Source organism: Ruegeria sp. YTSC002 (genome assembly GCF_059609845.1).
In genome coordinates, this window is record NZ_JBXWML010000020.1 from 1 (window position 1) to 25,427 (window position 25,427).

Here is a 25,427-nt window from a genome sequence, read left to right on the forward strand (position 1 = left end):
GGACGGTATTGGATCACGCGGCTCTCCAACAAAGAGCCAACCACTGCCGTCGCGGCGTTTGAAGCCTGGATTTGCAAAACTGCTCTATAGCTCAGAGTACCACCCCTCACCATGAGCCTAACTACGATGATCTGGTTTTGTAGCACCGCTAAATTGTTACGATCCAAGGTCTGCAGTTGAAACGCTGCTATTCGTTCAACTTGCAGCATTTGGTATTGTGGGATCTTTGGGTGATTTCGCCGCTCGTTGTACCAAGGCTCAGTTCGCTTAACGTACTATCCTGCCCCCTACCGGAGCAGACCCCACCATCTGAGCTTTTCCAGATTGCATCGGCGCGGGTCAGAAGCGCTTCACGGTTTGCGCCGGCGCCAAGTTCGGATATGGCCTGACGAGCTGCCTGCAGAGCGCTCACGGATGCACTTGGGGGGCTCGTTCCATGCGTCTTCCTGGTCGGATGCTCTGTTTTCCGCCGCCCAGGAAACCGCTGGCCAAGGTCCTGCGACAACCCACGGGCCTGCTCAATCACCCGACGATGTTGAGGAAAGGCGCGGCGCAACTCAAAGACCATCCGTTCGTTTCCACGTAGAATGATGGCAGCACCCAAAACGGGACGAGTCACGCTAACACCAACTGCGGCAAGCGCCATTAACCTTTCGCGCTCGTTCCCCGATGTGAGCGCCCTCAGGTTCCCGATCTCCAGAACTGCCATGAGATGCATGGTCAAATCCACCCGGCGCAACCGCGCGCGATTGTTCGTGGCGACAGCCGTCTTTAGGGCTTCCACGCCGCACAAAGCTCGAGCACGAAGTCTGCCTGACACATCTTTGGCTGGATAATTGGTTGCCAGAGCCTGACCGCAAGTTTCGCAGGTAATCGACCACGCCAAGCGCCAATGGCGAAGCACCAGATCGGGTATTTTCTCAACACACCTCGGACAATACTGGAAGTCATGCCACGACACGTATTGTACGCCGTGTTGCGTCGCATCCGGAAGGGTCATGGCCGCAATCTCATGCCGGGTCAGTTGAACTGCCGAGCAGAGGCGGGCCCAGTCTACCTGTCCGAGATCGTTGATACGCTCCGGCACCCTGCCCTGCCCCAAACCAAGATAGCCGCAAAGTTCTTCAGCGGAGCAGTGATTGGCCTTCGCCAATCGCCCGATCCAGCTGGACAGAAGCTCATCGCGTGCAGGCGGCGGTCGAAACGGTAGCGGTCTGACGGTCACCCGAATGCTGCGGCGGGTTGGCGAGGGATGTTCCAGGCATGCTTTGCCCAGACCGGCTGCCAGGACTGAACCGCCTCGTCGGTGATCCGCTCCTCACCTGTCTCGATCGCTTCTATGGCCAAAGACTTGATCATGATGAACACGCGCGATGTGACACCGCCGGTCACCTTCAGGATCGTCCGAAGCGACGCGACCGTCAGGCCAGACCGCTGTTCGAGCGCCATCGCGGCGATCAACGTCTGGATCAGACGGGAGAACTCTACGTCGTCTTCCCAGAGCGGCAGGTAGTGTTCGTCCAGCCGACGGGCCAGTTGGTCGTCACCGCGGACGGCCTCGAGGGCCTCGTTGACACCGAAAACGACAAGCGACGCGCAGAGATCGTTGGACAGAAACCGTAGCATGTTCAGGAACCGTCGTTGCTCCCGGTAACTGCCGGCAAGCAGGTTATGCACTTCGTCGATCATCAGCATCTTCAGGTCCATGTCCCGAAGATGGCTTAGCGCGCGCACCTCAAGCTCGGACACCGTGTGACGCCCCCACATCGGCGCCCCGATCGTCGACAGGATGTGTTGATAGAACCGGCGCTCATCCGGCGCGGGCGGCGCCTGAACCAGCAGGATGGGTGTCTTCGTGACGCCCAGTTCGGCATTGTACTGCGTCGGATACTTGCTGGCCATGCGTTTGGCGATCATCGTCTTACCGATGCCGGAGCTACCATAGACCATCAGGCCAGGCATCCGGCTCTGTTGCGGCATTTCCATAAGGGAGGTCAATCGGTTGAGAACAATCGTGGCACGGTCGAACGCGATCCAATGATCGCCGCGGATACGGTCAATTCTTTCTTCTGGGGTCATTAAACTCATCAATCTCATAGGTTGGCAGATCAGGGTTGCCTGTATCAATCGCGAACATTTCGCGCGATGGATCGCGGCGCGGTTGGTGCCGGGGAAGCCGAGCACCTCTTTCGTCTTCCAACCGGGCAGTCCGCGTCTTTTGGCGCGCTGCCTCAGCCAGCCGTCGCTGCGCGTCAATCAATTGGAATAGGACCCGCTCGTTGATCCGGCCACCATGTTTATCATGCCATTCTTTCCGCGCCCGCCGACTTTCCCAAAGCGATATACGCGGGTGGCTGAGATCCCGGTACCGGGCCGAGATCACGCGGCCATCATCGGTGATGACCCAGATCTGCGACAAGTCTCGCGGATCGTATTTCACCTGTACCTTACCCTGCCCGCGTCCGACCAACGACGCGAAGGCATCACTCCAGTAATTGACCCCGAAAAGCGTGATCCCAGTGCGTCCGAGCTGGCGCCACTCGAATGGCAGGAAGCTTGTCCGAAAGGCTTCTATGTCGACGACCTGCCGTCCCGCAGTATCCCCGCCCATGTCCGCCCATGCCGCAAGCGGCGTTCGTCCGAGAGCTTCGTGAACCGTATTGTGGTATCGGCAGATTTCCAGATGAAGCCAATCCTCAAACTCGATCAGTGTCAGGGCCGCATGCTTCTCACTGTCATAGTCGCCCTTCTCGACGATTGAGGAATGCGTAGTCCCGGGCAGCACATGAACGGCACCCATGGTCGTTCCGATCAGCCGTTCGACATGACCGCCATAGTGTTTGCCGCCAAGCGGACGATACTCGACAGTAATGCCCCAATCTTCGCAGGCCATTCTAAAGGCGTCACTGTGGAACTCCTGCGCATTGTCGACGTGGATCGCCTTAGGAATGCCGGCCGTCGGCCAAATCACCTCTTCCAGTGTTCCAGGGACGTGCACCGATTTCCGGCGCACACAGTGATCGAGACACAAGGCGATCGACAAGACAGATGGCTCATCGAAAGTGACATGGACCCCGAGAACGATCCGGCTCGCGACGTCGATGGCCACCGTCAGATAGGGGCGCGCAAGCGGCCGTCGATTGACGTGATCGACCAACGTGATGTCCGAAGTTGTATGATCGATCTGAACGACTTCCAGCGGGGCTGAAACTTCAAGTCGGCCAGGACGCGCGGCAAAGACCTTGTCAGCCGCCTCTGCTCCGCGCCGTTTCCGGAAGACCTCTCGCTTATCCATAGCGTCTAGACGTGCCTTGACCGTTCTCCGGGTCGGGGGCTGAAACCCCTTCGCCTCGCATTCGGCACGGATCTCGCGCCAGATGCGAAGAAAGCTCGAGCGCTCGCGGACCAGATAGTATCTTCGCAGGCTCTCATCGATGATGATTTCGACGTCTTCAGCAATCCGTTTCGATCCCGGTTTCGGCCCGCGACGGTCCAACTCCAACGCCGTGGCACGTGCATCGTTCTCTCTCAGACGTCGGTAGAGCGACCATGTGTGGCTTTTCGCCAAGCCCAGTTCCCAAGCGGCATCTCCGATAGCCGCGCTGATCGGCTCACCTCTCTTCTCAAGCTCCAGGATCGGCCGAAGAACCGCCGCACGGTGTTTCGCAAGACGCTCGTTTACCACGCAAATCCCCCTCCCCAATAGGTCGACACTTATCCACAACTCAGACCGTACGGCAATTAAGGGCACAGTATGCTAATTAACGGTACAATATGAAAATTAAAGGTACAAACCGCCATTGATTTCACGGGGCAATTTCAGGCCGGATTCTGATTAATTAGGGTACAGTGACACTTCTAGCGGTTCGCTGGTATTGCAGATACCCACTCTCTTACCGCGATGTCCGTGATCTTCTGGCGTAACGCGGGATAACTATTGATGCGGCATCGCCAAGTTGTTTTGCCGATATGATCACGCTATTGCGGCGCTATGAATATCTCAACCAGTATGCCGCGCCTGAAAGGCTTCCGTTTCCCTCGCGAGATCATCGCTTACGCTGTTTGGGCTTACCACCGCTTCGCAATAAGCACCTCTGACGTCGAAGACCTTCTGGCTGAACGGGGTGTGATTGTCAGCCGCGAGGCGATCCGGTTGTGGATCAATCAATTTGGTGCGCATTTCGCAAATTGCATCCGGCGCGATCGCCCTCGTCCCAACGACAAATGGCATCTTGACGAAGTCGTTATCCCAATTCGGGGCAAGAAACACTGGCTTTGGCGCGGCATGGACTCGGCAATCAGTCGAAAAGACCCAGTACCTTTGCCAACGGTCTTGCCTGAATCTCGCGGACCTTCAGTGGACTTCAACATCGTCTTCCAGCCGCATCGAGGCATGGCACCGAACCTGCGTGTCTTCGTCGAATTCCTGAAATCCAAGTTCCGTATCTATCGCCCGTGGGAATTCGACGGAGATGTTCAAAACGTGGTCCCCGTAAGAAGATGATGTTTGAAACGTAATCTACACGGCGTGATCAATCTCAAATATCGAAGTTTGTCGCGAATGGTCAATTAACGAGACAGTTGTCCCCAAGGTGCATCTTTTCCGCAAAGCGCGACGACCCGGGCGGGCGCACCATCGGCACCCGGAATGTGAATTGGCAGCGCACAAAGATATACTCGACTATCCGTGATCGCCACTGTCCCCACGAGATACTCAATCAGCGTAATTCCGTTGCGCAACAGGATATCGTGCGAAACATGTTCTTCGATCGGTCGCATTTCGCCATCAAGAATACGCCGGATCGTCCAGTCTTGGGGAAAGTCGAAGGCGATAGCGGTTGGCTGGCGCTCCAAAAGCCATTTACATGCAGAGGCTGCCAACCACGGCGCGTCGCGCCAGTAGGACTCACCTCGCCAGTCACGTTGTTCGTCCCAACAGGTTCGAAACAACGCAATTTCACCCAATCGCAAATGGGATGCCGCAGCTTCCAGATGTTGGTCAGTGATTTCCTCATTTGGGGCGATATCGCTCAGGTCGATCACGGCCGCAGGCCCGACGACTCGGGCGAGGTCCAACTCATCCAATGTATCCCCGCCCGGCACCATATGGCTGGGGGCATCCATATGCGTGAACCCATGACAGGTGGTCGCAATCGAGGTGACTTCGAACAGGTTTCCCTGATCGAAGTCACCTGTCTTACTCCGGGTCACTGGCCAGCGGAAATGTCCCGTTTCGATAGGCATCGAAAGATCGACAAGTTTCATAGGTTAGCCTCCCGAATAATACGCAGGTAAGGTGGTTACGACCGCCGGAAACACCAGACAGATCAACAATGCCGCGACCAGAGCTGCCAGGAAAGGCAGGCTTTCGCGTATGACAACTTCGGGCCGTTCATTGGCGATGTAGGCCGACAGATAAATCAGATACCCAACCGGTGGAGTCGTCAGACCAATCATCAGATTCAGTACAACCAGCACCCCGAAATGGATCGGGTCCACTCCGATTTCCTGCATCGTTGGCAGGAATACAGGCACGATAATGACCAGCCCAGCCAATGGATCCATGAACAACCCTATCAGCAGGGTAAAGATCATCACCAATACGAGCACCCAGAAAGGGTTTCGGGTGATGTCGAAAATCATTTCCGAAGCCTTGGCAGAAATTTGAAGATCAGCCACAATCCAGGCAAATAGTGACGAAGCGCCCACGATAACCAATACGGTGGACGTGCCCTTGGCCGCATCGACAAGGGCAAGGCCGCAATCGCGCCAGTCAAGCTCACGGAACCAGAATTTTCCGACCAGAAACGCGTAGGCAGAGGCGACGGCACCAGCTTCGGTTGCGGTCATAATGCCGCTCAGAATACCGCCCAGAATAATAATCGGTGTCAGCAATGCGACCGCTGCACCCAAGGCGGACTGCAGAACCACGGCAAACCCGGGCCAGACCTTGGCTGGGTAACCGCGCCGCAAGGCGATGACATAGACGACACCCATCAAGCAGAGACCGACGACAAGGCCCGGCACGATACCGGCGAGAAACATCTCGCCCACCGACTGCTGGGCCAGAACCGCATACACGATCATCGGGATCGACGGCGGAATAATAGGACCAATCACACTGGACGTTTGGGTGATCGCGGCTGCAAAGCCTCGGGAAAATCCTGCTTTTTCCATAGCGGGTATCAACACCGATCCCACCGCGGCAGTATCGGCCACTGCCGAACCAGATATGCCTGAGAAGAAAATCGACGAAACCACATTTACATGACCCAATCCGCCACGCACATGACCAACACAAGCCGAAGAGAAATCGATGATGCGCCGAGTGACACCGCCGCGATTCATGAGTTCTCCTGCAAGAAAGAAAAAGCCGACGGCCAACAGAAGGAAGTTGTCGATGCCCGCCAGGAACAACTGTGTCACAACTTCGAGCGGAATGCCCGGACGATAGACGAGCAACGTTGTAGTCGAGGCAATAAGGATGGCAAAGACAAGATGCACCCCCAAGAGTGCAAGGCCCAACATGACGCCGATCAGGATGAGAATTTCCATCAGGTATCGTCCTTTTCATCGCGGTGAAAAGCCCGCCACAGGATTGATAGCGCCCAGATGGCACCGCCGGCGATAGCGCCAGTGAAATACCAGGTTTTGGACAAGTTCAGTGTCGTGTAGCGGTCAAAGGCAAACATGGCTTGTAGCCTCCAGCCACCCCACATCACGAAGATCAAAGTCAGTGCTCCAATGATCGCCGCAAAAACACCAAGCGGTTGTTTCAGACGAGGGTTGTCAGCGAGTAGCCCGATCCGCATATGACTTGCACCGGCTGCCGCAATCAACAACAGCCAGACATATAGAAACCGGGTCAGTTCTTCCCCCCAGATTAGCGATGAATTCAGGACGTACCGTGAAAAGACCTGTGCCAGCGTAATCAGAGTGACCGCCAACATCAGGCCTCCGGTCACGACGCGCCAAAAGCGCGCCGCGATGGTCTCGATCCGGCCAAGCATTTATTGGCCTGCCAAGGCATCGACCTTGATTAGCAGCTCATCGCCGAACTGGTCGATGTAAGCGGCCCGTGTTTGCTCGGCTACGGCGGCACGGAAAGCCGCAACATTAGGTGTTTCGACGACCTGTACACCGGCATCCTTCATAGCCTGCAGGCTGGTCGCGGATTCTTCGGCGTTGAGCTCCCTCTCATAAGCCGCGGCCTCCAGCGCTGCGGTCTTTACGGCTGCTTGTTGATCTTCGGTCAAGCGCGAAAACCGGCCGAAATTCATCACCAACGGCGCTGCCGTATAGGCATGTGAAGTTAACGAGAGGTGTTTTTGAACTTCATGCAGTTTTGACGTATAGATATGGTTAACCGGATTTTCCTGCCCATCGATTGTGCCGGTTTGCAGCGCGGAATAGACCTCGGCGAAAGGCATGGGTGCAGGGTTGGCACCAAGGATCCTGAATGCCTCGATATGGGCAGGGTTAGGCGTCGTTCGCAATTTCAACCCTTCGACGTCAGCCGGTTCAACGACCGGGCGGGTGTTGTTGGTCAAGTCGCGAAAGCCAACCTCCCAAAAAGCCAGCCCTTGCAGGTTGGATTTGTTGATCGACGACATAAGCGTCTGGCCCACTTCGCCGTCCATGGTCGCATAGGCGTGGTCCGCGGACTGGAACAGGAAGGGCAGATCAAGCAGATTTACCTGAGGTGCAAAGGCCGTGAAATAGGGGTTGCCGACCAGAACGATGTCGATCGTTCCCAGGCGCGCACCCTGCAACATGGTGGGCGAATTTCCAAGCTCGCCCGCCGGATGAAGCGAGAGCTCCAGCTCGCCTCCTGTCAACTCTTCAACCCGCGCCTTGAACAGCTCTGCCGCCTTGTGGGCGGTGTCAGTGGGGTTGGCATAATGGGCAAAGCGCAGGGTCTCGGCCGCCTGAGCGGCAAAGGGTGCTGCGATCAACCCGACTAGGGTCGCTGCGGTGATGAAAGTTCTTCTGAGCATGGGGTCCTCCCTCGAAAGCTCCGGTTAAGTCGTTATGGAAAGGCTGTAAACGGTTTCGGCAGTGCCCCGGAACAAGGCCTGCCGGTCCTTGTCGGACAGGTCGCCAGTCGCCGCATCAAAGGCCGAGAATATCGTATCGAACGAACCGCAAAGCCCGTCGACGGGGAAATTCGATGCAAACATCGCGCGTTCAGGGCCGAAAGTATCGATGCAAAAGCGAATGATCGCGCGGTTATCGGCGAGCGACCAAGGACGACCCGGCAATCCGAGACCTGAAATCTTTACATATGTCTGGGGCAATGAGGCAAAAGCTGTCATGGTCTTTTGCCAGTTCTCCAGCCCCTGCTTCGATCGGTCTGAAGGGAGCCCCGCATGGTTCAATATGATGGGCACTTCCGGCGCGAAGGCTGCAAGGTCCATAGCTTCGGAAAGATGCCACCACGGAGTCTGCAGATCGAACGCCAGCCCATAATCAGCCAACCGGGCAAATCCATTGCGAAATGCCGGGTCCATCATCCCGCCTTGCGGCCCGCCCGGTGCGGCATTCGCACGCGGTTTATGACGAACTGAACGCACGACGGGCAGCGCATTATAGGCTTCCAACACCTGGCCAAGATCTTCACGGTCCAACCAGGCCTGTGCGACATGCGCTGCCGGCCGACCGGTTTCATCCTGAACCCGCTGCATCCAGATCGCCTCACCTGTTGGGTCGGAAGGATCCCATTCGCCTTCCATCGTGACAGTTGCCACAACATCCCAGCCGGTGCTTTCACGATCGTATTCTTCGGTCATAAACCGACCACGGATCGAAGAATAATCACCATAACGAAAGGGGATCATCGGTTCATCGCGCAGCCATGGATGATAATTTGCGGCGGGGTCCCAGAAATGATGATGCGCGTCTATGATCTTCATGCGCGAACGTCCTTTGACTTGCGAATATAACGTAGCAGGGGAACCAACCAGATGGCGGCGACAACAAGACCTAGCACCAAGGCAACCGGCCGTGAAAAGAAGATCAGGATGGCACCTTGCGACTTGAGCATGGAGGTCACGAAATTGAATTCCAGCATCCCGCCCAGCACGATGCCCAGAATGGCCGGCGCAAGTGGAATATCATTTTCCTCGAACAGCCAACCAACAAGACCGAAGACCAACATGGTCAACACCCCAAAGGCCGAATTGTTGATAGCGAAGCTGCCGACAATGCAACATGCCAATACCACCGGGGCAAAGTAGCAGGGCTTCAACCGCAGTAGATTGCGCGACAGCTTGATGATGGCCCAGCCGAACGGGATCAGAAGCAGATTGGCCAGCAGGAAGGCAATGAAGATCGCATAGACGAGCTCGGGTGATTTGACGAAGATGATCGGCCCGGGCTCCAGCCCTTTGAGATACAGAACCCCGATAACAATGGCGGTGATACTGTCGCCGGGGATGCCAAAAACCAGCGTGGGAACCCAGGCGCCCGACAGCCCGCCATTATTGGCCGCGCCAGCCTCGATAAGCCCTTCGTCATGACCTTTCCCAAAGGCCTCAGGGGTCTTGGACTGGCGTTTGGCCATGGCATATGCAACCCAGGCGGCAATATCGGCCCCGGCGCCGGGTAGCGCACCAATAATTGATCCGGTCACACTACCGCGCAACAGGTTGCGCCAGCGATGACGTAATGCGCCCCCGAGACCCGGAAAGATCGGGCCCATGGCCGGTGGCTCTTGGCGTGTGGCCCTAGCGGTGATGTTCTTGAGCACTTCCGGCAGAGCGAACATGCCGATCATCGCAGGGATGAAGCTGACCCCACCCATCAATTCAATCGAGCCGAAGGTAAAGCGCGGTTGCCCTGCAACGGCATCTATCCCAATAGTCGCGATCCAAAGGCCGAACATCAGTGACAAAACGCCCTTGAGCGCCGAACCGGCCGAAATGATGGCCGCACAGGTCAACCCCAACAAGGCCAACCAGAAATATTCAACAGAAGAAAAATTGGTCGCAAAGCGTGCCAGCAGTGGCGCCATGGTCATCAAGAGCAGCACCCCCACAACCCCGCCAAAGCAGGCAGAGACCATGGATAGGCCAAGGGCGCGTTCAGGGCGGCCGGACTTGGACATGGCATATCCATCTTCGACATAGGCCGCCGAAGCCGGCGTTCCGGGAATACGCAATAGGGTACCGGGAATGTCACCGGCAAAAATCGCCATGGCAGCAAGCGCTGCGATGGCCGCGATGGCCGGAACAGGATCCATGAAATAGGTGATTGGAATAAGCAGAGCTACTCCCATCACCGCAGTCAGACCGGGGATCGCCCCCAAAACGATGCCCAAAAGGCTAGCGACAACGATGGTCCCAATGACATCAGGCTGCGCGACCAGTTCGATAGCTGACAGGAGCGCGCTCATGACAGTACACTTTCGATAACACCCAATGGCAAGGGCACGCGCAGCAACTGCCCGAAGATCAAGAACAGGATGACCGCCATTCCCAGCCCGGTTGCAGCCGAAGGGACCAGTTTTCCGCCAGCAAGCAGTGCCAGGGCGGCAATCAGTAAGGAAGTGGTCAGAATGAAGCCCAAAAGAGGCGAGACAAGAATCCAACCAATCACGGCGGTCAGAACTGTAGCGATCTTAAGTCCGGAACGGCCCTTTAGTATCTCTCCGATACGCAACAGCGGACCGTTTGTCGCCGTGGCAACAAAAGCGACTCCGCAAAGGATCAACGCTGCGCCCAACAGGCGCGGAAAAAAGGCCGATCCGAATTGCTGGCCCGGAACCTCGCGGAAACCCAAGGTCCCCGTGATGACGGCGAGCCCCCCTAGAATGGCCAGTAGGCCGATCAATCGATCATTGATTTTCATATCCTGTCAACGGGACACCTGAGCCCGACAAAAGGGGCCCAGGTATTCCGCTCCCGTGTTACTGAGCCAAGCCGAGGTCGCTCAGCAAGGATCGGGCGTCTTGAGAAAAACCGTTGGCAAATGCCATGAACCCTTGCGAACCGTCGAACACAGGCGTAATGCCGCGTTGCGCGAGGGCGTCTTGCACAGCGGCAGACCCGTGTGCGACGCGCGCCGCCTCTTCGACTTTGATTGCAACCTCTTCGGGCAGACCCGAAGGTGCGCACAGCGAGAACCAGTTGGTCATCGACCAATCGGTGCCGGTTTCTTTCAGGGTTGGCACGTCTGGAAAGGCGGGCGAACGTTCATTGGCCATAACGGCAAGAATCTCGACCTCGCCGGCATCCGCCAGGGCACGGGCTTCGATCGGAGAACCGGTAAAGACCGAGATCCCGCCGGCTAACAAATCCTGCAGTGCCGGGGCGCCGCCTTGCGACGGGATAAAGCGCAGGCTGTCAACTTGGGCGTCTGCGGCCTGCATCATACCGGCAGCTGCCATATGCCAAGGGCCACCGATACCCGAACCAGAGGCGGTTAATTCGCCCTCCTTTGCGGCATCAATGACTTCTTGGGCGGTGGTATAGGGGCTGCCTGCGGCGACGGTCACACCTGCCGGAATTTCGGCCAGACGCGAAATCAACGTAAAGCTGTCTGGGTTGATCGGGGCCAGACCTACGGTTTCGAAATAGGTGATTTCCGAGGTGCATGCCCCTAGCGTGTAACCGTCCGCGCGGGAATTGGCGATGACCGAGTGGCCCACAACACCTGAGCCGCCGGTGCGGTTGACCACATTTATTGGCTGGCCTAGCGCTTCCTCGAATCCCACCGCAAAGATGCGGATAATCGTGTCGGTGCCACCGCCTGCGCCCCAAGGCACGACAATCGTCACCGGGCGTTCTGGATATTCGGCAAGTGCTGCGGATGCGGCGAGCGAGGCAATTGCAGCCACGCCCAGTTTCGTTGCTAATTTCATTGTAAGTTTCCTCCCGTTCGGTATTTGGCCGTGCCCGCCCCCTCCCGGAGCGGGCACCTTTAATCAAGAGTCGTTTGGCATCAGCGCGTCGGGGACATTCTGGTAACAGACCGGGCGCAGAAAACGGCGGATCGACAGGGTGCCAACAGACGTCGCGCCAAAATTTGTCGAAGCCGGGTAAGGTCCGCCGTGAACCATGGCATCACTGACCTCCACACCTGTGGGAAAGCCATTAACCAGCACCCTGCCCGCTTTACGTTCGAGCACGGGAACAAGACGCTGCGCCAGTTCGGTGTCAGGCTCGTCCATCTGCAAGGTCGCCGTGAGCTGCCCTTCGAACCCTTTTGCAAGCGTTACCATGTCGTCCTCGCCTGACACGCGCACCACGAGGCCGAGCGGGCCAAAGACCTCCTCGCCCAATGCCTGGTTTTGCAGAAAGTCGGACAAATCGGCTTCAAAGAGGTTGGGATTGGCGTTACGGCCCTCGGAAACGGTTGTCAGTACAGGCCTGACCGCATTGCGTCGTTCCATGCGGGATTTGCCATCTTTGTAGGCTTGCGCAATACCATCGGTTAGCATGCATTGGGTTTGTATCCCGTTCAATGCTTCGGCTGTGGCAGAGACGAACGCATCGCCTTCTGAACCAGATGGTACGACCGCAATGCCGGGTTTGGTACAGAACTGCCCCGCACCCATGGTCAAGGAAGCAGCCCAGCCTTCACCCAAAGCTCTGCCCCGGGCCTTGGCCGCGCCGGGCAGGACAAACATCGGATTTACTGACCCAAGTTCCCCGAAAAACGGAATTGGTGTGGGCCGCTGAGCGCAGAGGTCGAAAAGTGCCCGGCCACCGCCAAGAGACCCGGTGAAACCGACCGCGTTGATCAGCGGGTGTTGAACCAAAGCCTGGCCTACGTCGCGTTTTCCGCCCTGAATCAGGGAAAATACACCTGGGTGGATATCGCATTTACGGATAGCTGCATCGATGGCCTGAGCCACGATTTCTCCGGTTCCTGGGTGGGCCGAGTGTCCTTTGACCACCACCGGACAGCCAGCCGCCAGTGCCGCTGCCGTGTCACCGCCCGCAGTGGAAAAGGCCAGCGGGAAGTTGGAAGCGCCAAAGACGGCCACCGGCCCGATGGGCCGTTGCGTCATGCGCAGTTCGGGTCGCGGTAAGGGAGCGCGGTCCGGTAACGCCTTGTCATGGCGCCGGTCGAGATAGGTCCCTTTGCGGATGTGATCCGCGAACAAACGAAGCTGCCCGGTGGTTCTTCCCCGTTCTCCCTCCAGCCGGGCCGGAGGCAATCCGGTCTCGGAAGTTCCAATCTCAGTGATGTCGGCCCCGCGCGCTTCGATCTCATCAGCGATCGCGTTCAGGAAATCGGACCGGGCAGTTCGGTCGAGCGCACTGTAGCTCCAAAACGCTTCTTCTGCGGCTACACAGGCCCGGTCGACCAAATCAGGTGTACCAACGCCGAATTCATACGCTTCGCCTTGTGCGGGCTCGGATTTGAATGTGGTGGCACTTGCCAGCCATTCGCCAGCAACCAAATGCTTGCCATTCGGAACAAAAGGCATTCTCATTTTCCCCATTTCAGGACCAGCGGGTCCAGTGGTTTCAATAGGTCAATCATCCGGGACCGGATGTCGGGATGTAGTGGGGGGATCGGGTGGCGGCAAAATTCGGAACGGATCACCCCCCCCTCGACCATCGCCGCCTTGCAGCTTTGCCAGCCGCACTGCCGGTTCTCGTGGTTTATCGCCATTGCCACACGGCCATAGGCCTCGGTCGCACCGGCCTTGTCGCCTGTTCGGTACTTCGTGATCACGGGCTTGATCTGATCGACGATCATGCCACTGGTCATTGAGCCCGTCGCCCCGGCATCCAGATCGGCCAGAAGGGTGATAGCCTCTTCGCCATCAAACGGTGCCTCGATGACATCACCGCCTTCGGCGATCAATGCGCGTAACTTGTTGGCGGCGCGGGGGCATTCGATCTTGAAGAGTTTCACCATATCGATCTCTTGGGCCATGTGCACCAGAAGCGGCACCGGAAGATCAACACCGGAAAGCGGCGCGTCCTGTACCATGATCGGAATGCCGACCGCACCCACCGCTGCGAACTGCTCGAACGTTTGTTCGGCCGTGCCCTTGAGCAAGGCACCGTGATAGGGCGGCATCATCATCACCGCGTCGGCACCCAATTCCTTGGCAAAACGTGCGCGATCCACCGCGATTTGTGTGGCGTAGTGGCTTATCGTCACAATCACCGGCACGCGACCCGCGACATGTTCAAGACACAGCCGGGTGAGGGTTGCGCGCTCATCGTCGGCGATCAGGAACTGTTCTGAAAAATTTGCCAGTATACAGATTCCATCTGCATCCTGGTCGATCAGGCAGTCGAGCACCCGTTTCATGCCGTCGAGGTCAAGTGTACCATCTTCGTTGAACGGTGTGGGTGCGACGGGCCAGATTCCTGTCCAGCTCATTCGATCACCTCGAAATGCTTGAGGTGTTTGTCGGTGATCTCGATCCCCAAACCGGGCTTGTTATCATCCAGTTGCAGGAAACCATCCACCGCCTCGGGGTCGCCTTCGAAGATGTAGTAGAACAGCTCATTGCCGACTTCGACATCAAACACCGGGAAGTACTCCGAGATTGGGCAATTCGCATTGGCCATTGTCAGGTGGTAATTGTGCGCCTGCCCAGCATGAGGAATGACGGGGATCTGGGCGGCTTCGGCAATGGCGTTGATCTTCTGCGCTGCAGTGATACCGCCCACCCGGTTGGTGTCATACTGGAGGACGCTGACGGCTTTTTTACGGATCAGATCGGCGCAGCCGATAATGCTGAATTCATGCTCGCCACCAGAGATCGGCACGATGTTCATCGCGTTGAGCTCGGCATACCCTTCGACGTCATCAGCAATGACCGGCTCTTCCAGCCAGCGGGGTTCGTATTTTGCCAGCTTGGGCAGCATGCGCTTGGCATAATCAAGGTTCCAACCCATGTAGCATTCAAGCATCAGGTCGTTGTCATAGCCGATCACCTCGCGCAGCGCCTCAACCCGTTTCAGGTTCTCGCGCATGCCAAGCATGCCGTCCTTGGGGCCAAAGCCAAAGCGGGATTTATAGGCGGTGTAACCGTTCTTCATGGCCTCTTCGGCCTCGGCCTGCATCGCCTCTACCGGACCGGCGTAAAGCTTGGAGTAATAGACAGGGATCTTTTCCTTGGTGCGCCCGCCCAGCAACTTGAACACTGGTTTGCCCACCAATTTGCCCATCAGGTCCCAGATCGCGATGTCGATGGCAGAAATCGCAGTCATACCGATGCCCTTACGACCCCAAGCATGAGTGCGGCGGTACATCTTTTCCCAAATATAGGCATAGTCAAAGGGGTCTTCGCCAATCACCAACGGCGCGTACCAATCATCGATGGCCTTTTTGACCACGCCCGGAGCCAGCGCGGCATTGCCGATGCCGATAGTGCCGTCATCGGTTTCGACCTCGACAGTCAGCCATTGATGAAAACGGAAGGACGCCATGGCGTCGCCTTTCATCCACAAGGCATCCGAGGCATTGGTGCAGAAATTGCCCGTCGGTGGAACTGTAGGACCGGTCCAGTTCCAGACCCGTGTGCGGATAGATTTGATCTTCGTCATATCGATTAGCTTTCTCAGGTTGTCGCGCGGTTCGCGCGATGATTTTGGGCCATTCGGGTGAGCAGGTTAAAAGCTTGTAGCGTGGCGCCGACATTGGCTTTATTTTGTCCAGCGATGTCGAAAGCCGTGCCATGGGCCGGGGTTGCGACGGGGATCGGCAAGCCGCCCGCTACAGTCACACCACGGTCAAACCCCATCAGTTTGATAGCGATCTGACCCTGGTCGTGATACATGGTAACGACTGCGTCGACCTCGCCCCGCTGCGCCTTCAGGAACACCGTGTCCGACGGCCAAGGGCCGGTCACGTTCTTCTGTTGCTCCTGCGCCGCGTCGATCACCGGTTGTAATATGTCGATTTCTTCGCGACCGAATTTTCCATTATCACCCGCATGCGGATTGAGCGCAGCCACGGCGATATGTGGCCGGTCGTTTCCAGTGCGCCTCAGCGTCTCCTCGGCAAGGCCAATGGCCTTCTCCACCGCCTCGGGGGTGATCCGTTCGGCGACGTCGCGCAGGCCGATATGGCTGGTGACACGGGTGGTCATCAGATCGCCCAGAACATTGATTTCACTGTGGTATCCGTGAAAACCGATGTAGCGCGCCATATAGCGGTGTTCGTCTTCGGCATTCAGCCCGGCCCCGGTTAGCGCGGCTTTGTTGAAGGGGCCAAACAGCACTCCGTCAACTTTGCCGGTCAGCGCCAGATCCAGCGCCTTGTCGAGGCAGCGCAGACTGCAGGCCCCACCCGCGACCGTAACCGTTGAGATTTTGATGTCCTCGGGGTCGATCGTCTGCATCGGCAGCCAAGCGAGCCCCGTCTGGCCGTCAATCTCTGATTCCGCGATCTCGGTCAGTTCGACTGGTAACCCGGCTTGTTCGGCCCCCTGTTTCCAGACGTGATCATCTCCGACCAGCACAATATTGGCAGCATCTTGGACGCCTTCTTCATGCAGCAGCCGCACGATCAGTTCCGGACCGATACCCGATGGATCGCCGGGAATGATGGCTAGACGTGGTTTTGGATCGGTCATTGGATGAACCCTGTAAGAGCGAGAGATACCTGCGGCACATAAGTGACCAGCAGCAGAATGAAGGCGAGAACACCGATAAAGGGCAGATTGGTACGTGATGTTTCCCAGATGCCTGCCTTGGCGATTGAGCACGACGTGATCAAAACCGAGGCGACTGGCGGCGTTTGCTGACCTATGGCGAGGTTGAGCGTGACCATGATGCCGAAATGAACGGGATCAATCCCCACCGCGGTGACCAACGGCATTACCACCGGAACAACGAGGATAATCGCGGCGGCACCGTGCAGGAACATACCCAGCACCAGCAAAAGCAGATTGAGAAGCGCCAGCACGATCAACGGGTTGGTTGTTAGCTCGGTAATCTGCTGGGCCAGTTGCTGCGGAACCTGAGCCTGCGTCAGGAACAGACCTAGCGCTGCGGAGGTGGCAACCAGCAGCATGACGACGCCAGTTTGACTTATCCCTTCGAGCATGACCTTGCGCAGGCGGAAAACATCGAGGTCGCGGTAGATCAAGATGCCGATAACCAACGCTGCCAGAACAGCCAGCCCGGCTCCTTCGGTCGCGGTTACCAGGCCTGAGAAGATCCCACCAAGGATGATGACAGGCATCATCAGAGCCCAGAGCGCCTCTTTGAAGGTATGCCAGACATGGGCGAGATCGAACCCTTCGGCACGCGGTAGATCATAGCGCACAGCCAAGAAGTAGGTAACCGTCATCAACAGGACGGCGCCCAATACACCCGGGACCACTCCGGCCACGAATAGTTTCAAAACCGAGGTTTCGGCAATCGCACCGTAGAGGATCATCGGAATCGACGGCGGTATGATGATGGCAAGTGAGGCCGAAGACGAGGTGATGGCAGCCGCAAGCGTACGAGAATAGCCACGTTTTTTCATCTCGGGGATGAGGACCGTGCCTGTCGCTGCAACATCGGCCACGGCCGAACCCGAGATCTCGGCAAAGACCATCGAAACGCCGATATTCACCATGCCCAATCCACCGCGGACGAACCCGATTAGTGCGCTGACGAAATTGATCAGCCTAACGGATATGCCCGAGGTATTCATCAGGTTACCCGCAAGAATGAACAGCGGAATGGCGATCAGCGGAAAAGATGTTGCGCCGGAATAGAGTGCGATGGCCATGTCATAAAGAGTGGCGCCGCCCGGTGTCAGCAACAGACCGCCAAGCGCAACGATACCAATGGCGACTGCAATGGGCACGTTGATAAGGATAAGTCCGATCAGAGAGGCCGTTGTTCCTAGAAGGATCATTTCAGAGCACCCTTTCCAGCCATGGCTGCGTTCTCGTGTTCGGCCTCGGCTATGGCCTGTTCGATTTCCGCATGTTCGGCATCAACCCCGGCAGCTGCCCGACGTAACGTGCGCGGCATGGTCAACAGTGTGCCCAGGATCATCAGAACGGCGGTGATCGGTATTACGGATTGCACGATGTCGAGTGTCATCCAGCGAATGGAAAGCAGTGAATCCCATTTGGCCACGGCCAGCACCGCATTCCCATACCATGCTACGACTGCGAAAAAGCCGATCATCAAAATTTCGGATACCAGCGCCAGGGCCATCGCGGCCTGTCTAGGCAGAGCAGCGACGATGCCGCCAAAGCTCATGTGTTGGCGCAGAAACAGTGCATAAGTTGCGCCGAAATAGGTAAGCCAGGCCAGTAGGACACTGGCGATCTCATCATACCAGGTCGGCGAGGAGCCCAAGTAGCGCATCGTCGTCGAATATATGACAGAGAGGGCGAGAGCGACCAAAAGAGCAAGGCAGATTGTTTCGATGACCCAAAGGATCACCCGTTCGAACTTCGCGATCATCACGAATATTCCTCTTGGCTCAGAGTAGCCGGCCCGGAACTCCCGGGGCCGGCGCGATGTTGGTTGTTATTCGGCTAAAGCCTGAGCACTGCTCACCAGCTCGGCACCGCCATCCACCTTTTCGGCAAAGGCCTGGTAGATCGGCGCTGAGGCCGCGATGAAGGCCTTTTTGTCTGCAGTATTAACTTCCATACCGGCGGCCTCGACTTTTTCCACCAGCTCATTGTCAGCGGCTTCGCCTTCGGCCAGGGACCAATCTTGCACCTTGGCTGCAACCGAAATGGCGGCAGATTTCACGTCGTCTGACAGCCCGTTCCACGTGTCAATCCCGGTGGTCAGATAGGTGGGCGAGTAGACGTGTCCGGTCAAACTCAGATGCTTTTGCACTTCCTGAAAATTTGCGCCGGTGATGTTGGTCAGCGGGTTTTCCTGTCCGTCCATCGTACCTGTCTGCAAGGCCACGAAAACCTCGGAGAATGACATCGGCGTCGGGTTGGCGCCCCACTCTTTGAACATCGCGACACGCCATTCAGAGGAAGGCGTGCGAATTTTCAGCCCTTCCAGATCAGCGGGCGTATTGATCGGGCGAGTGTTGTTGGTGATTTGGCGAAACCCGTTTTCCCAAGTCGACAGAACTTTCAACCCGGAACTTTCGGCCTTAGGCGCCAGTTGCTTTTGAACGATCTCTTCGTCGATTGCTTTCAAATGGGCGCGATCCTGCACCAGAAATGGCATGTCAAACAGCGCAAATTCCGGTGCAACGTTGGTCATGATCGAAGACACAAGAGTAAATTGCACAGTGCCCAACCGCAATTTCTGCATCAATTCCTTTTCGTCACCCAACTGGCCGTCGGCATAAAATTCGACGGTATGCGCATCACCCAGTTCGGCCCCAAGATCTTCGGCAAATTTGGCGGCGCTGCGGCCCTGAAGACTATTCGACGCCGCACCCACCGCAACAATAAAGGTCTCGGCCGAAACGGGCGCGGCGGTCAGCGACAATGTACAGGCAGTCAACCCTGCAGAGATGCCAATTCGCAATACGTTCATTGATGATTTCCTCTCTCCCTATCGGATTGCATATCGCATTTCCGAGTAATGTATTTTGTATACCTGTAGAAAGTATGGACGGGCAAGCTTTTTCTGATTACTATGGAGACCGACTGGATGAGACACTTTAAAGATAACAAAAACAGAGGTTTAAAAGATGGTAGCGTCGATAGCTATTACCAATCGTTCGTTGCACGATCAGGTGGTGTGCCGGGTGCGTGATCTGATTATCGAAGGCACCTTGGAGCCTGGAAGCCGAATCGACGAAGCGCATCTGATCGAAGAACTGGGCGTGTCAAGGACCCCGTTCCGGGAGGCTCTGCGTACACTCGCAGCCGAGGGCCTGGTGATTGTACGGCCCTCGAAGGGAAGCATTGTACGAAAGCTGACCCCGGAGGATGTGTTTTCCATGCTGGAAGTGCTTGCCAACCTGGAAATGCTGGCAGGTGAGCTCGCCTGCGAACGGGCCAGCGACCAAGAGATCGCAGCACTAGTTGATCTACATAACAGTATGATGGACTGCTATCGCACCCGCGAAAGAATGCCATATTACAAGATGAATCAGGAGTTTCACTCGCGACTGGCCGAATTGTCCAAGAACGAAACTCTTCAAGAGATGCAGGCAAACATTCAGGCCAGACTGAAGCGTATTCGCTATATTGGAAACCAAGAGCCTGACTCCTGGGCCGGCGCGGTGGCAGATCACGAGGAAATGGTACGAGCCCTAGTGGACCGGGATGGCAAACGCCTGGGAACCGCTATGGCAGACCATCTCGGCAAAACCTGGGAGCGGGTAAAAGACAGTATTTAGCCTAACACCAACGCTGGGCACCCTACCCTGTCCGGCGTGGGTCTGACCAATGGTCAGATGCCGCATAAGTTCTCCGTTCGTCCGCGTGTACCGGTCAATAATGTCACTTTTCCTAAGTGACCCCTATTATGCAAGAACTGCCCAATTTGAAACCGGGGCGTTTTTAAAGCGCCATCCTTGATCACATTCAAGACCGGCGCGGTTCTCAGTTTGGTTCGACTGCAATCTCCAGTTTGGTTGCTGCATACCATTCGGCGGCGGCACGGATGTCTTGATCGCTCAGCTCCTCAGCCACCACACTCATGATCTCATGTATACGCTTGCCCGTCCTAAACGCCTTGAGCTGCGTGTCGATATACATGACAGTTTCCCCAGCGAGGTTGGGAACATCGTCCGACACACCAATGCCGGCAACACCATGACAACCGGTACAGGCATCCGGAGCGTTTGCTTCCTGTTCAGGTGCAACAAGGCGCGCACTAGCGGCGTGCCCGGCATACCACGCAGCAACATCGGCGATGGCCTGATCGGTCAGCCCCCTGGAGACGACCGACATCATCTCGTGATAACGCTCGCCATCACGGAATGCGATTAGCTGCCGTGCTATATAACGTGCGGATTCCCCACCGATATTGGGGGCGATGGGCATTTTGGCTATGCCGTCTTTTCCATGGCAGGTCTGGCATTGGCGCGAAACCGCTTTGCCAGCCATGCGGTCGCCAGCCAGATATTCAATGTTCTCTGCCAATACCGGCTGGGCGAAGTAAACTCCGCCCAGCAACAAAACGATCAATCGGTTCATTCGACACCCTCATAGGAAATCCGATACAACGCTCCGGCTAGATCGTCGGACACCAAAAGCGATCCATCGCGCAACATTGCCACATCAACTGGACGGCCAAGATATTCGCCGTTCTCGTCAACCCACCCTTCAGCAAAGGGTTTGATCGTCGCATTTCCGTCCGCATCAATGGTTGTTACCATCACACGTGCGCCAACCGGAGTGGTGCGGTTCCATGACCCATGCTGGGCCGAGAAAATCGCGTTTTTGTACTCCTCGGGAAAAGACTTCCCAGTGTAAAAGGTCATGCCAAGATCGGCGGCGTGGGCCACAGTTTCCACGACCGGGTGGATGATACCTTCGGGGGGAGTTACGTCGGCATATTCATTGGTACGCACCTCTCCGCCACCAAACCAGGGTGCGCCAAAGTTTTGGCCAGCCTTGGTCTGGCGGTTGATTTCCCCCGGTGGAATGTCATCCCCCATACCGTCGACTTGGTTGTCAGTGAACCAAAGCTCGCCAGTTTCGGGATGAAAGTCATGCCCAACCGAATTGCGGATGCCGTAGGTATAGACTTCCCGATCCGTGCCATCGCGGTTCATGCGGATCATACCGCCGATACCCCATTCATTGTACAGGTCGAGCTTTTCAGCCGGGGCGACATTGAAGGGCTGTCCGAGCGAGATATAGATCTTGTCATCCGGGCCGATTTTGCAAACGCGCGCGGTGTGGTTATAGCTCTCTTCCTCAACCGGAATGAGCGCCCCTTTGGCGACAAGATTAAAGGCCGCGACATCAGCGCTTTCATAGAAATATTCGGCGGCAGGGAACAACAAGACCCGGTTCTGTTCAGCAATGTATAGGAAACCGTCCTTGGAAAAGCACGGGCCATTGGGAATCGAAAAGGACAGCGACGGGGCGAAATCCTTAACCTCATCGGCGACGCGATCTTTGTTGCGATCTGTGACAGACCACACCTTGTCCTTTCGGGTGCCAACAAAGGTCACGACGCCTTGGGGGCCAACGGCGATATTGCGGGCATCGGGAACCACGGCATAGAGTTCGATCTTGAACCCTTCGGGAAGGGTGATCTTGTCCAAAATGGCATGAATGCCGTCCGCATAATCACCGGTTTGTTCAATATAGGTGAAATCAGTGGCCCCGGTGCTTTGGAAATTGGACAGTTTTTCCAAGTTGTCCGGGACGTCGGCCCCTTGGGCAAGCGCACCGGTGGCCCCAAGGGCAAGGGCGGCGATGGTTGCTAAATATTTGTTCACGGCTGTCTCCTCCTCTGGCGTGAAACGACAGCGCCGAGCCCGGAATTTTACCGGATCGGGCATGCCTATTGGAACTCCCAAACAATGTGTTGGAGTGTCGAAACTCAAAGACTCGGTAAGGTGAAGTTGATCCGGCTAGGCGCGGGACGCTTGGGTTACTTTATACGCTATTGGCCAACCTCCAAATGCTTGTAGATTGTAGTTCGAGAAACCCCAAGATGCCGTGCCGCGAGGCTCACATTGCCACCACATTCCCTCACTGTTGTGCGCATCTGACGGCATTTCGCTTCGCGCGCCAAATTGCCCCGACATGCGGGGCAGACATCGTGTTTGGGTGACAGCCAAGACAACACGTCCTGAAGGTCTTTCCGACTAATCCGGACGTTTTTGCACCCGCGTGTCAATTGAAACAACAAGCGGCGCAAGGAATAAAACGTAAATGTTTCGCCAATGCTCCTGATCCCATCGATAACGTCTTCGTCAACACTGGTTCCGGGCGCGATTTCGGACAAAAAATGCGCAATCAACACTGATAAATCAGACCGCTCCACCACAGGCGGGACAACGAATGCATGCCCCCAAAACCCGCTATCAGGGTTCATTGTACCGTGCTCGCGCCGTTGGTCGCTTATGGTTTGGCGCTCTATTCCAATAAGGCACCAACGATTGCCGTGTTCTGCGCCATGGGCCAATTGTCCCAATTGGTGGTGAATGCGTTTTACGACCGCTTCGCCGGATGCACCAAGCGCTTCGATCCCATCCAAAACCAAGATTGCCTCGTCGGGTGTCTCAAGGAGCGGACCCAAAACCGGGAGGTCGCATCCCGAAACATGGCCGCGCAACGCGAAATCAAGCAGGGTCTTTTCGATCATCGAGCAATCTATCACGATAGAATTCGCATCTGTGTCCAGATTTCTGTGAATGGCCTGCGCTATTTCGCTTAGCCCACTGCCAGAAGCTCCGACTATCCGCACCGGCAAGCCAGCCTTGGCGGCATTGGCACTTATCTGTATGTGATGGTTTAGAAATTCGTCTTCAAAAATCGTGTAAGCAGGCTGTGTACTCGTGTTGCGAGGGACCGAATGAACGACCGGAACCGAGACAGTTTTCGTTGTGTTCTCCCAACGATTGCCGCGGGATCGACGTGTCGGGCGCAGTCGCACAAAAACGCTTGCCCCTTGGCGATCTTTGAGCCGCGCGATAGCGCCGAGCTTGATCCGATCAATGACGTGCCCAAACCCATCCAGAAAAATGTCGCTGAAAAGCACATCACTACGTGTTGAGCACCCCGGAAGCAGATTGCGGGCGACGGTGTTGGCACCGGTCAATCGCCCGTCGGCATCAAAGGCCAGCATCCCTGCGCTTTGGGTCGGTAGGTATTCGGCGCGGGGATGGCAAAGAACGATCAAATCGTTGCGATGATCCTCTACAAACAACCGGTTGGAAACATTCACAGCCGCAAGATTAACAAGCGTCGCCGTAAGCGATTCTCGGCTAGATGATGGAGCGGTGACATCAAGGATACCGGCGATATCACCTGCGCCATCAAAGACCGGGGCGGCTGTGCAAGAGATGTCACTATTTTCATCAAAATAGTGCTCGGGGCCCAAGACCGATATTCGTTTGCCAAGCTTGGCCACAAGCCCAAGGGCATTTGTACCCCGTAGGCCCTCGATCCAAACGGACCCGGGAATGATCGCCTGAGCTATGGCCGTTTGCGCTGCTTCGGTATCGGTTATCGTATCCAATACCGTGCCGTCGGGGGCCCCAAAGGCGACAAGATAATTGTGTCCGCTGACCTGCTCTCCCAGCATTTCCATTTCGGGACGTGCAATGCTGAGGCAACGCTCGAACTTCTGTTTTATTTCATAGAGTTTCGAGACGTCTAAAATTGCGCTTTCTGAACGGCGATTTGGGTTGAGACCTGATGACAGACATCGTTGCCAACTCTCGGAAATATCACGGCCCAGTAGTGCAGGTGACACCGTTCCATTGTTCTCCAACAGCGATCTGGCCTGCAAAACAGCTTTCATCATCCCGTCCTCCCAGCGGTGGAATAAACTAAGGGGATTATGATTCGTCACACAAGACTTTTGGACAATTGTTCAGTTTCTGGACACTACCCCGGGCAATCGAAAAACATGGGCAAACGTTGGATTTCATGCTGTCCGAGCGTCGCAAACAGGGCCTGGTTGGATCACATGAACATCGCATTAATTCTGGCAGGGGGACTGATGCTGTAACCGCCCTCCGACGGCTTCGATGTGCCATGGTGGGGTCTTGGATATCTACAAAAGGGGGCGGTTATGTCAGATGTTGTTACTGTCGGGCTCGATCTAGCCAAGAGTGTATTTCAGGTTCACGGCGCGGAGGATGTGGGTCGGGTCGTTCTGCGTAAGAAATTACGGCGCGCCCAGGTGCTCGCGTACTTCGAGAAGTTATCGCCTTGCGTGGTTGCGATGGAAGCCCGCGGCGGAGCGCATTACTGGGGCCATGAGATCGACAAGCTGGGCCATGATGTGCGGTTGATCCCGCCAGCCTATGTGAAGCCACTTGTCAAACGTCAGAAGAATGATACGGCCAATGCAGCGGCGGGCTGGCGAGGGATATTCCAGGCGTGCTTGGCCCAAACCGATTCCCATCTCGAGATGATCTGTTGGAAACCAGATTTTACAGTAGCTCCATGGCAATAAACCCGTATAAAATATATTAAGTACAATCTAAGCACTTCAAGATTTGAATATCAAAAGAGGTTATAAATGCCTAGTTCCACTTTTACTTATGCCAGCACATCAGATACTGTACTGGTAAATGGAGCACACTTTGGTCTCAATCATCTCTTTACAAGAGATGACGTAAATGGCTCATCGCAATCCGATTACGAAGCCGTGGTTGAGAGTGTTGTAAATAATGTTATCCGGTATCCAGGCGGGACAATCGCTGAAGCCTGGTTTGACCCTGAGAATCCAAACTCTACAAGTGGAACAAATGCCTTTGATGGGTCTACAACCAATAGCTTGACGCCTCTTGTAGACATTATCCAATCCCACATTTCCCAAGTAAGGCGCTGATTTCGCTGTCCTGACCATTATATTTCCTATATAAAACATGGTGTTGAAGGC

Annotated in this window: 22 protein-coding genes and 3 pseudogenes; 4 read left to right on the plus strand and 21 right to left on the minus strand. The window is 56.1% G+C overall.

From position 1 onward, the window contains the following. Positions 1 to 187: 187 nt before the first annotated feature. The 3 genes from AC2FFD_RS21470 to AC2FFD_RS21480 are packed head-to-tail and all read right to left on the minus strand — an operon-like array spanning position 188 to position 3,685. On the minus strand, positions 188 to 1,225 hold the full coding sequence (locus tag AC2FFD_RS21470; RefSeq protein WP_496874094.1) for a TniQ family protein: 1,038 nt from the start codon (positions 1,223 to 1,225) through the stop codon (positions 188 to 190). Then, positions 1,222 to 2,079: a TniB family NTP-binding protein gene (locus AC2FFD_RS21475; RefSeq protein WP_493574937.1), complete on the minus strand. Its 858-nt coding sequence runs from the start codon at positions 2,077 to 2,079 to the stop codon at positions 1,222 to 1,224. The genes AC2FFD_RS21470 and AC2FFD_RS21475 overlap by 4 nt, the downstream gene beginning before the upstream one ends. After that, entirely contained in the window at positions 2,057 to 3,685 is a 1,629-nt protein-coding gene (locus tag AC2FFD_RS21480) for a TnsB C-terminal domain-containing protein (protein WP_088635665.1), read from the minus strand. Before AC2FFD_RS21480 ends, AC2FFD_RS21475 begins: the two co-directional genes overlap by 23 nt. A 164-nt stretch (positions 3,686 to 3,849) precedes the next feature. On the opposite strand from AC2FFD_RS21480, the pseudogene AC2FFD_RS21485 reads away from it, so the two are divergent. Together AC2FFD_RS21485 and AC2FFD_RS21490 are read left to right on the plus strand one after the other, a co-directional pair. Beyond that, positions 3,850 to 3,921, plus strand: a pseudogene (locus tag AC2FFD_RS21485) (IS6 family transposase); the annotation flags it as partial. 70 nt (positions 3,922 to 3,991) lie between these two features. Then, a pseudogene (locus tag AC2FFD_RS21490) lies at positions 3,992 to 4,294 on the plus strand (IS6 family transposase); the annotation flags it as partial. A 275-nt stretch (positions 4,295 to 4,569) separates the two neighbouring features. Here AC2FFD_RS21490 and AC2FFD_RS21495 read toward each other — a convergent pair. The 15 genes from AC2FFD_RS21495 to AC2FFD_RS21565 all read right to left on the minus strand — a co-directional run bounded on the left by AC2FFD_RS21495 (position 4,570) and on the right by AC2FFD_RS21565 (position 19,436). Then, a complete protein-coding gene (locus tag AC2FFD_RS21495; RefSeq protein ID WP_496874095.1) occupies positions 4,570 to 5,265 on the minus strand; it encodes a cyclase family protein in 696 nt (231 codons plus the stop codon). Positions 5,266 to 5,268: 3 nt separating this feature from the next. Beyond that, the gene (locus tag AC2FFD_RS21500; RefSeq protein ID WP_496874096.1) at positions 5,269 to 6,555 is read right to left on the minus strand and encodes a TRAP transporter large permease; all 1,287 of its coding nucleotides are present in this window, start codon (positions 6,553 to 6,555) and stop codon (positions 5,269 to 5,271) included. After that, complete coding sequence (locus tag AC2FFD_RS21505) at positions 6,555 to 7,010, minus strand: TRAP transporter small permease (RefSeq protein WP_496874097.1); 456 nt, start codon at positions 7,008 to 7,010, stop codon at positions 6,555 to 6,557. The genes AC2FFD_RS21500 and AC2FFD_RS21505 overlap by 1 nt, the downstream gene beginning before the upstream one ends. Next, the gene (locus tag AC2FFD_RS21510) at positions 7,011 to 7,997 is read right to left on the minus strand and encodes a TRAP transporter substrate-binding protein (protein WP_496874098.1); all 987 of its coding nucleotides are present in this window, start codon (positions 7,995 to 7,997) and stop codon (positions 7,011 to 7,013) included. A gap of 24 nt (positions 7,998 to 8,021) precedes the next feature. Then, complete coding sequence (locus AC2FFD_RS21515; protein ID WP_496874099.1) at positions 8,022 to 8,912, minus strand: amidohydrolase family protein; 891 nt, start codon at positions 8,910 to 8,912, stop codon at positions 8,022 to 8,024. Further along, positions 8,909 to 10,393 carry a tripartite tricarboxylate transporter permease gene (locus AC2FFD_RS21520; RefSeq protein WP_496874100.1) on the minus strand — a complete coding sequence of 495 codons (1,485 nt, stop codon included), beginning with the start codon at positions 10,391 to 10,393 and terminating at the stop codon, positions 8,909 to 8,911. The genes AC2FFD_RS21515 and AC2FFD_RS21520 overlap by 4 nt, the downstream gene beginning before the upstream one ends. Continuing rightward, entirely contained in the window at positions 10,390 to 10,848 is a 459-nt protein-coding gene (locus AC2FFD_RS21525; protein ID WP_496874101.1) for a tripartite tricarboxylate transporter TctB family protein, read from the minus strand. Before AC2FFD_RS21525 ends, AC2FFD_RS21520 begins: the two co-directional genes overlap by 4 nt. Positions 10,849 to 10,906: 58 nt before the next feature. Further along, positions 10,907 to 11,860: a tripartite tricarboxylate transporter substrate binding protein gene (locus tag AC2FFD_RS21530; protein ID WP_496874102.1), complete on the minus strand. Its 954-nt coding sequence runs from the start codon at positions 11,858 to 11,860 to the stop codon at positions 10,907 to 10,909. Positions 11,861 to 11,923: 63 nt separating this feature from the next. Further along, positions 11,924 to 13,435 (minus strand): aldehyde dehydrogenase (NADP(+)), encoded by a 1,512-nt coding sequence (locus AC2FFD_RS21535; protein WP_496874103.1) that lies wholly within the window; start codon positions 13,433 to 13,435, stop codon positions 11,924 to 11,926. A gap of 2 nt (positions 13,436 to 13,437) precedes the next feature. Continuing rightward, entirely contained in the window at positions 13,438 to 14,346 is a 909-nt protein-coding gene (locus tag AC2FFD_RS21540; protein ID WP_496874104.1) for a dihydrodipicolinate synthase family protein, read from the minus strand. Beyond that, entirely contained in the window at positions 14,343 to 15,518 is a 1,176-nt protein-coding gene (locus tag AC2FFD_RS21545) for an L-rhamnonate dehydratase (protein WP_496874105.1), read from the minus strand. The genes AC2FFD_RS21540 and AC2FFD_RS21545 overlap by 4 nt, the downstream gene beginning before the upstream one ends. Positions 15,519 to 15,532: 14 nt before the next feature. Then, positions 15,533 to 16,549, minus strand: coding sequence for a 4-hydroxythreonine-4-phosphate dehydrogenase PdxA (locus AC2FFD_RS21550; RefSeq protein WP_496874106.1), 1,017 nt, complete (start codon positions 16,547 to 16,549; stop codon positions 15,533 to 15,535). Beyond that, a complete protein-coding gene (locus AC2FFD_RS21555; RefSeq protein WP_496874107.1) occupies positions 16,546 to 17,826 on the minus strand; it encodes a TRAP transporter large permease in 1,281 nt (426 codons plus the stop codon). The genes AC2FFD_RS21550 and AC2FFD_RS21555 overlap by 4 nt, the downstream gene beginning before the upstream one ends. Further along, positions 17,823 to 18,386 carry a TRAP transporter small permease gene (locus AC2FFD_RS21560; RefSeq protein ID WP_496874108.1) on the minus strand — a complete coding sequence of 188 codons (564 nt, stop codon included), beginning with the start codon at positions 18,384 to 18,386 and terminating at the stop codon, positions 17,823 to 17,825. Before AC2FFD_RS21560 ends, AC2FFD_RS21555 begins: the two co-directional genes overlap by 4 nt. Positions 18,387 to 18,452: 66 nt before the next feature. Continuing rightward, the gene (locus AC2FFD_RS21565) at positions 18,453 to 19,436 is read right to left on the minus strand and encodes a TRAP transporter substrate-binding protein (protein ID WP_496874109.1); all 984 of its coding nucleotides are present in this window, start codon (positions 19,434 to 19,436) and stop codon (positions 18,453 to 18,455) included. 157 nt (positions 19,437 to 19,593) lie between these two features. On the opposite strand from AC2FFD_RS21565, the gene AC2FFD_RS21570 reads away from it, so the two are divergent. Then, positions 19,594 to 20,247 carry a GntR family transcriptional regulator gene (locus tag AC2FFD_RS21570; protein WP_496874110.1) on the plus strand — a complete coding sequence of 218 codons (654 nt, stop codon included), beginning with the start codon at positions 19,594 to 19,596 and terminating at the stop codon, positions 20,245 to 20,247. 205 nt (positions 20,248 to 20,452) lie between these two features. Here the strand turns inward: AC2FFD_RS21570 and AC2FFD_RS21575 are convergent, their stop codons facing one another. The 3 genes from AC2FFD_RS21575 to AC2FFD_RS21585 form a co-directional block, all read right to left on the minus strand. Beyond that, positions 20,453 to 21,049 (minus strand): c-type cytochrome, encoded by a 597-nt coding sequence (locus AC2FFD_RS21575; RefSeq protein WP_496874111.1) that lies wholly within the window; start codon positions 21,047 to 21,049, stop codon positions 20,453 to 20,455. Continuing rightward, positions 21,046 to 22,305: a PQQ-dependent sugar dehydrogenase gene (locus AC2FFD_RS21580; protein ID WP_496874112.1), complete on the minus strand. Its 1,260-nt coding sequence runs from the start codon at positions 22,303 to 22,305 to the stop codon at positions 21,046 to 21,048. Before AC2FFD_RS21580 ends, AC2FFD_RS21575 begins: the two co-directional genes overlap by 4 nt. Before the next feature lie 167 nt (positions 22,306 to 22,472). After that, positions 22,473 to 24,341 carry a sigma-54-dependent Fis family transcriptional regulator gene (locus tag AC2FFD_RS21585; RefSeq protein WP_496874113.1) on the minus strand — a complete coding sequence of 623 codons (1,869 nt, stop codon included), beginning with the start codon at positions 24,339 to 24,341 and terminating at the stop codon, positions 22,473 to 22,475. A gap of 270 nt (positions 24,342 to 24,611) precedes the next feature. Here AC2FFD_RS21585 and AC2FFD_RS21590 point away from each other — a divergent pair. Continuing rightward, positions 24,612 to 24,899 (plus strand): annotated as a pseudogene (locus AC2FFD_RS21590) (IS110 family transposase); the annotation flags it as partial. Positions 24,900 to 25,427: the final 528 nt, after the last annotated feature.

Coding starts and splice junctions, on each gene's coding strand:
- AC2FFD_RS21475 (WP_493574937.1), bottom strand. CDS start 2,079: ATGACCCCAGAAGAAAGAATTGACCGTATCCGCGGCGATCATTGGATC.
- AC2FFD_RS21495 (WP_496874095.1), bottom strand. CDS start 5,265: ATGAAACTTGTCGATCTTTCGATGCCTATCGAAACGGGACATTTCCGC.
- AC2FFD_RS21500 (WP_496874096.1), bottom strand. CDS start 6,555: ATGGAAATTCTCATCCTGATCGGCGTCATGTTGGGCCTTGCACTCTTG.
- AC2FFD_RS21505 (WP_496874097.1), bottom strand. CDS start 7,010: ATGCTTGGCCGGATCGAGACCATCGCGGCGCGCTTTTGGCGCGTCGTG.
- AC2FFD_RS21510 (WP_496874098.1), bottom strand. CDS start 7,997: ATGCTCAGAAGAACTTTCATCACCGCAGCGACCCTAGTCGGGTTGATC.
- AC2FFD_RS21515 (WP_496874099.1), bottom strand. CDS start 8,912: ATGAAGATCATAGACGCGCATCATCATTTCTGGGACCCCGCCGCAAAT.
- AC2FFD_RS21520 (WP_496874100.1), bottom strand. CDS start 10,393: ATGAGCGCGCTCCTGTCAGCTATCGAACTGGTCGCGCAGCCTGATGTC.
- AC2FFD_RS21525 (WP_496874101.1), bottom strand. CDS start 10,848: ATGAAAATCAATGATCGATTGATCGGCCTACTGGCCATTCTAGGGGGG.
- AC2FFD_RS21530 (WP_496874102.1), bottom strand. CDS start 11,860: ATGAAATTAGCAACGAAACTGGGCGTGGCTGCAATTGCCTCGCTCGCC.
- AC2FFD_RS21535 (WP_496874103.1), bottom strand. CDS start 13,435: ATGCCTTTTGTTCCGAATGGCAAGCATTTGGTTGCTGGCGAATGGCTG.
- AC2FFD_RS21540 (WP_496874104.1), bottom strand. CDS start 14,346: ATGAGCTGGACAGGAATCTGGCCCGTCGCACCCACACCGTTCAACGAA.
- AC2FFD_RS21545 (WP_496874105.1), bottom strand. CDS start 15,518: ATGACGAAGATCAAATCTATCCGCACACGGGTCTGGAACTGGACCGGT.
- AC2FFD_RS21550 (WP_496874106.1), bottom strand. CDS start 16,549: ATGACCGATCCAAAACCACGTCTAGCCATCATTCCCGGCGATCCATCG.
- AC2FFD_RS21555 (WP_496874107.1), bottom strand. CDS start 17,826: ATGATCCTTCTAGGAACAACGGCCTCTCTGATCGGACTTATCCTTATC.
- AC2FFD_RS21560 (WP_496874108.1), bottom strand. CDS start 18,386: ATGATCGCGAAGTTCGAACGGGTGATCCTTTGGGTCATCGAAACAATC.
- AC2FFD_RS21565 (WP_496874109.1), bottom strand. CDS start 19,436: ATGAACGTATTGCGAATTGGCATCTCTGCAGGGTTGACTGCCTGTACA.
- AC2FFD_RS21570 (WP_496874110.1), top strand. CDS start 19,594: ATGGTAGCGTCGATAGCTATTACCAATCGTTCGTTGCACGATCAGGTG.
- AC2FFD_RS21575 (WP_496874111.1), bottom strand. CDS start 21,049: ATGAACCGATTGATCGTTTTGTTGCTGGGCGGAGTTTACTTCGCCCAG.
- AC2FFD_RS21585 (WP_496874113.1), bottom strand. CDS start 24,341: ATGATGAAAGCTGTTTTGCAGGCCAGATCGCTGTTGGAGAACAATGGA.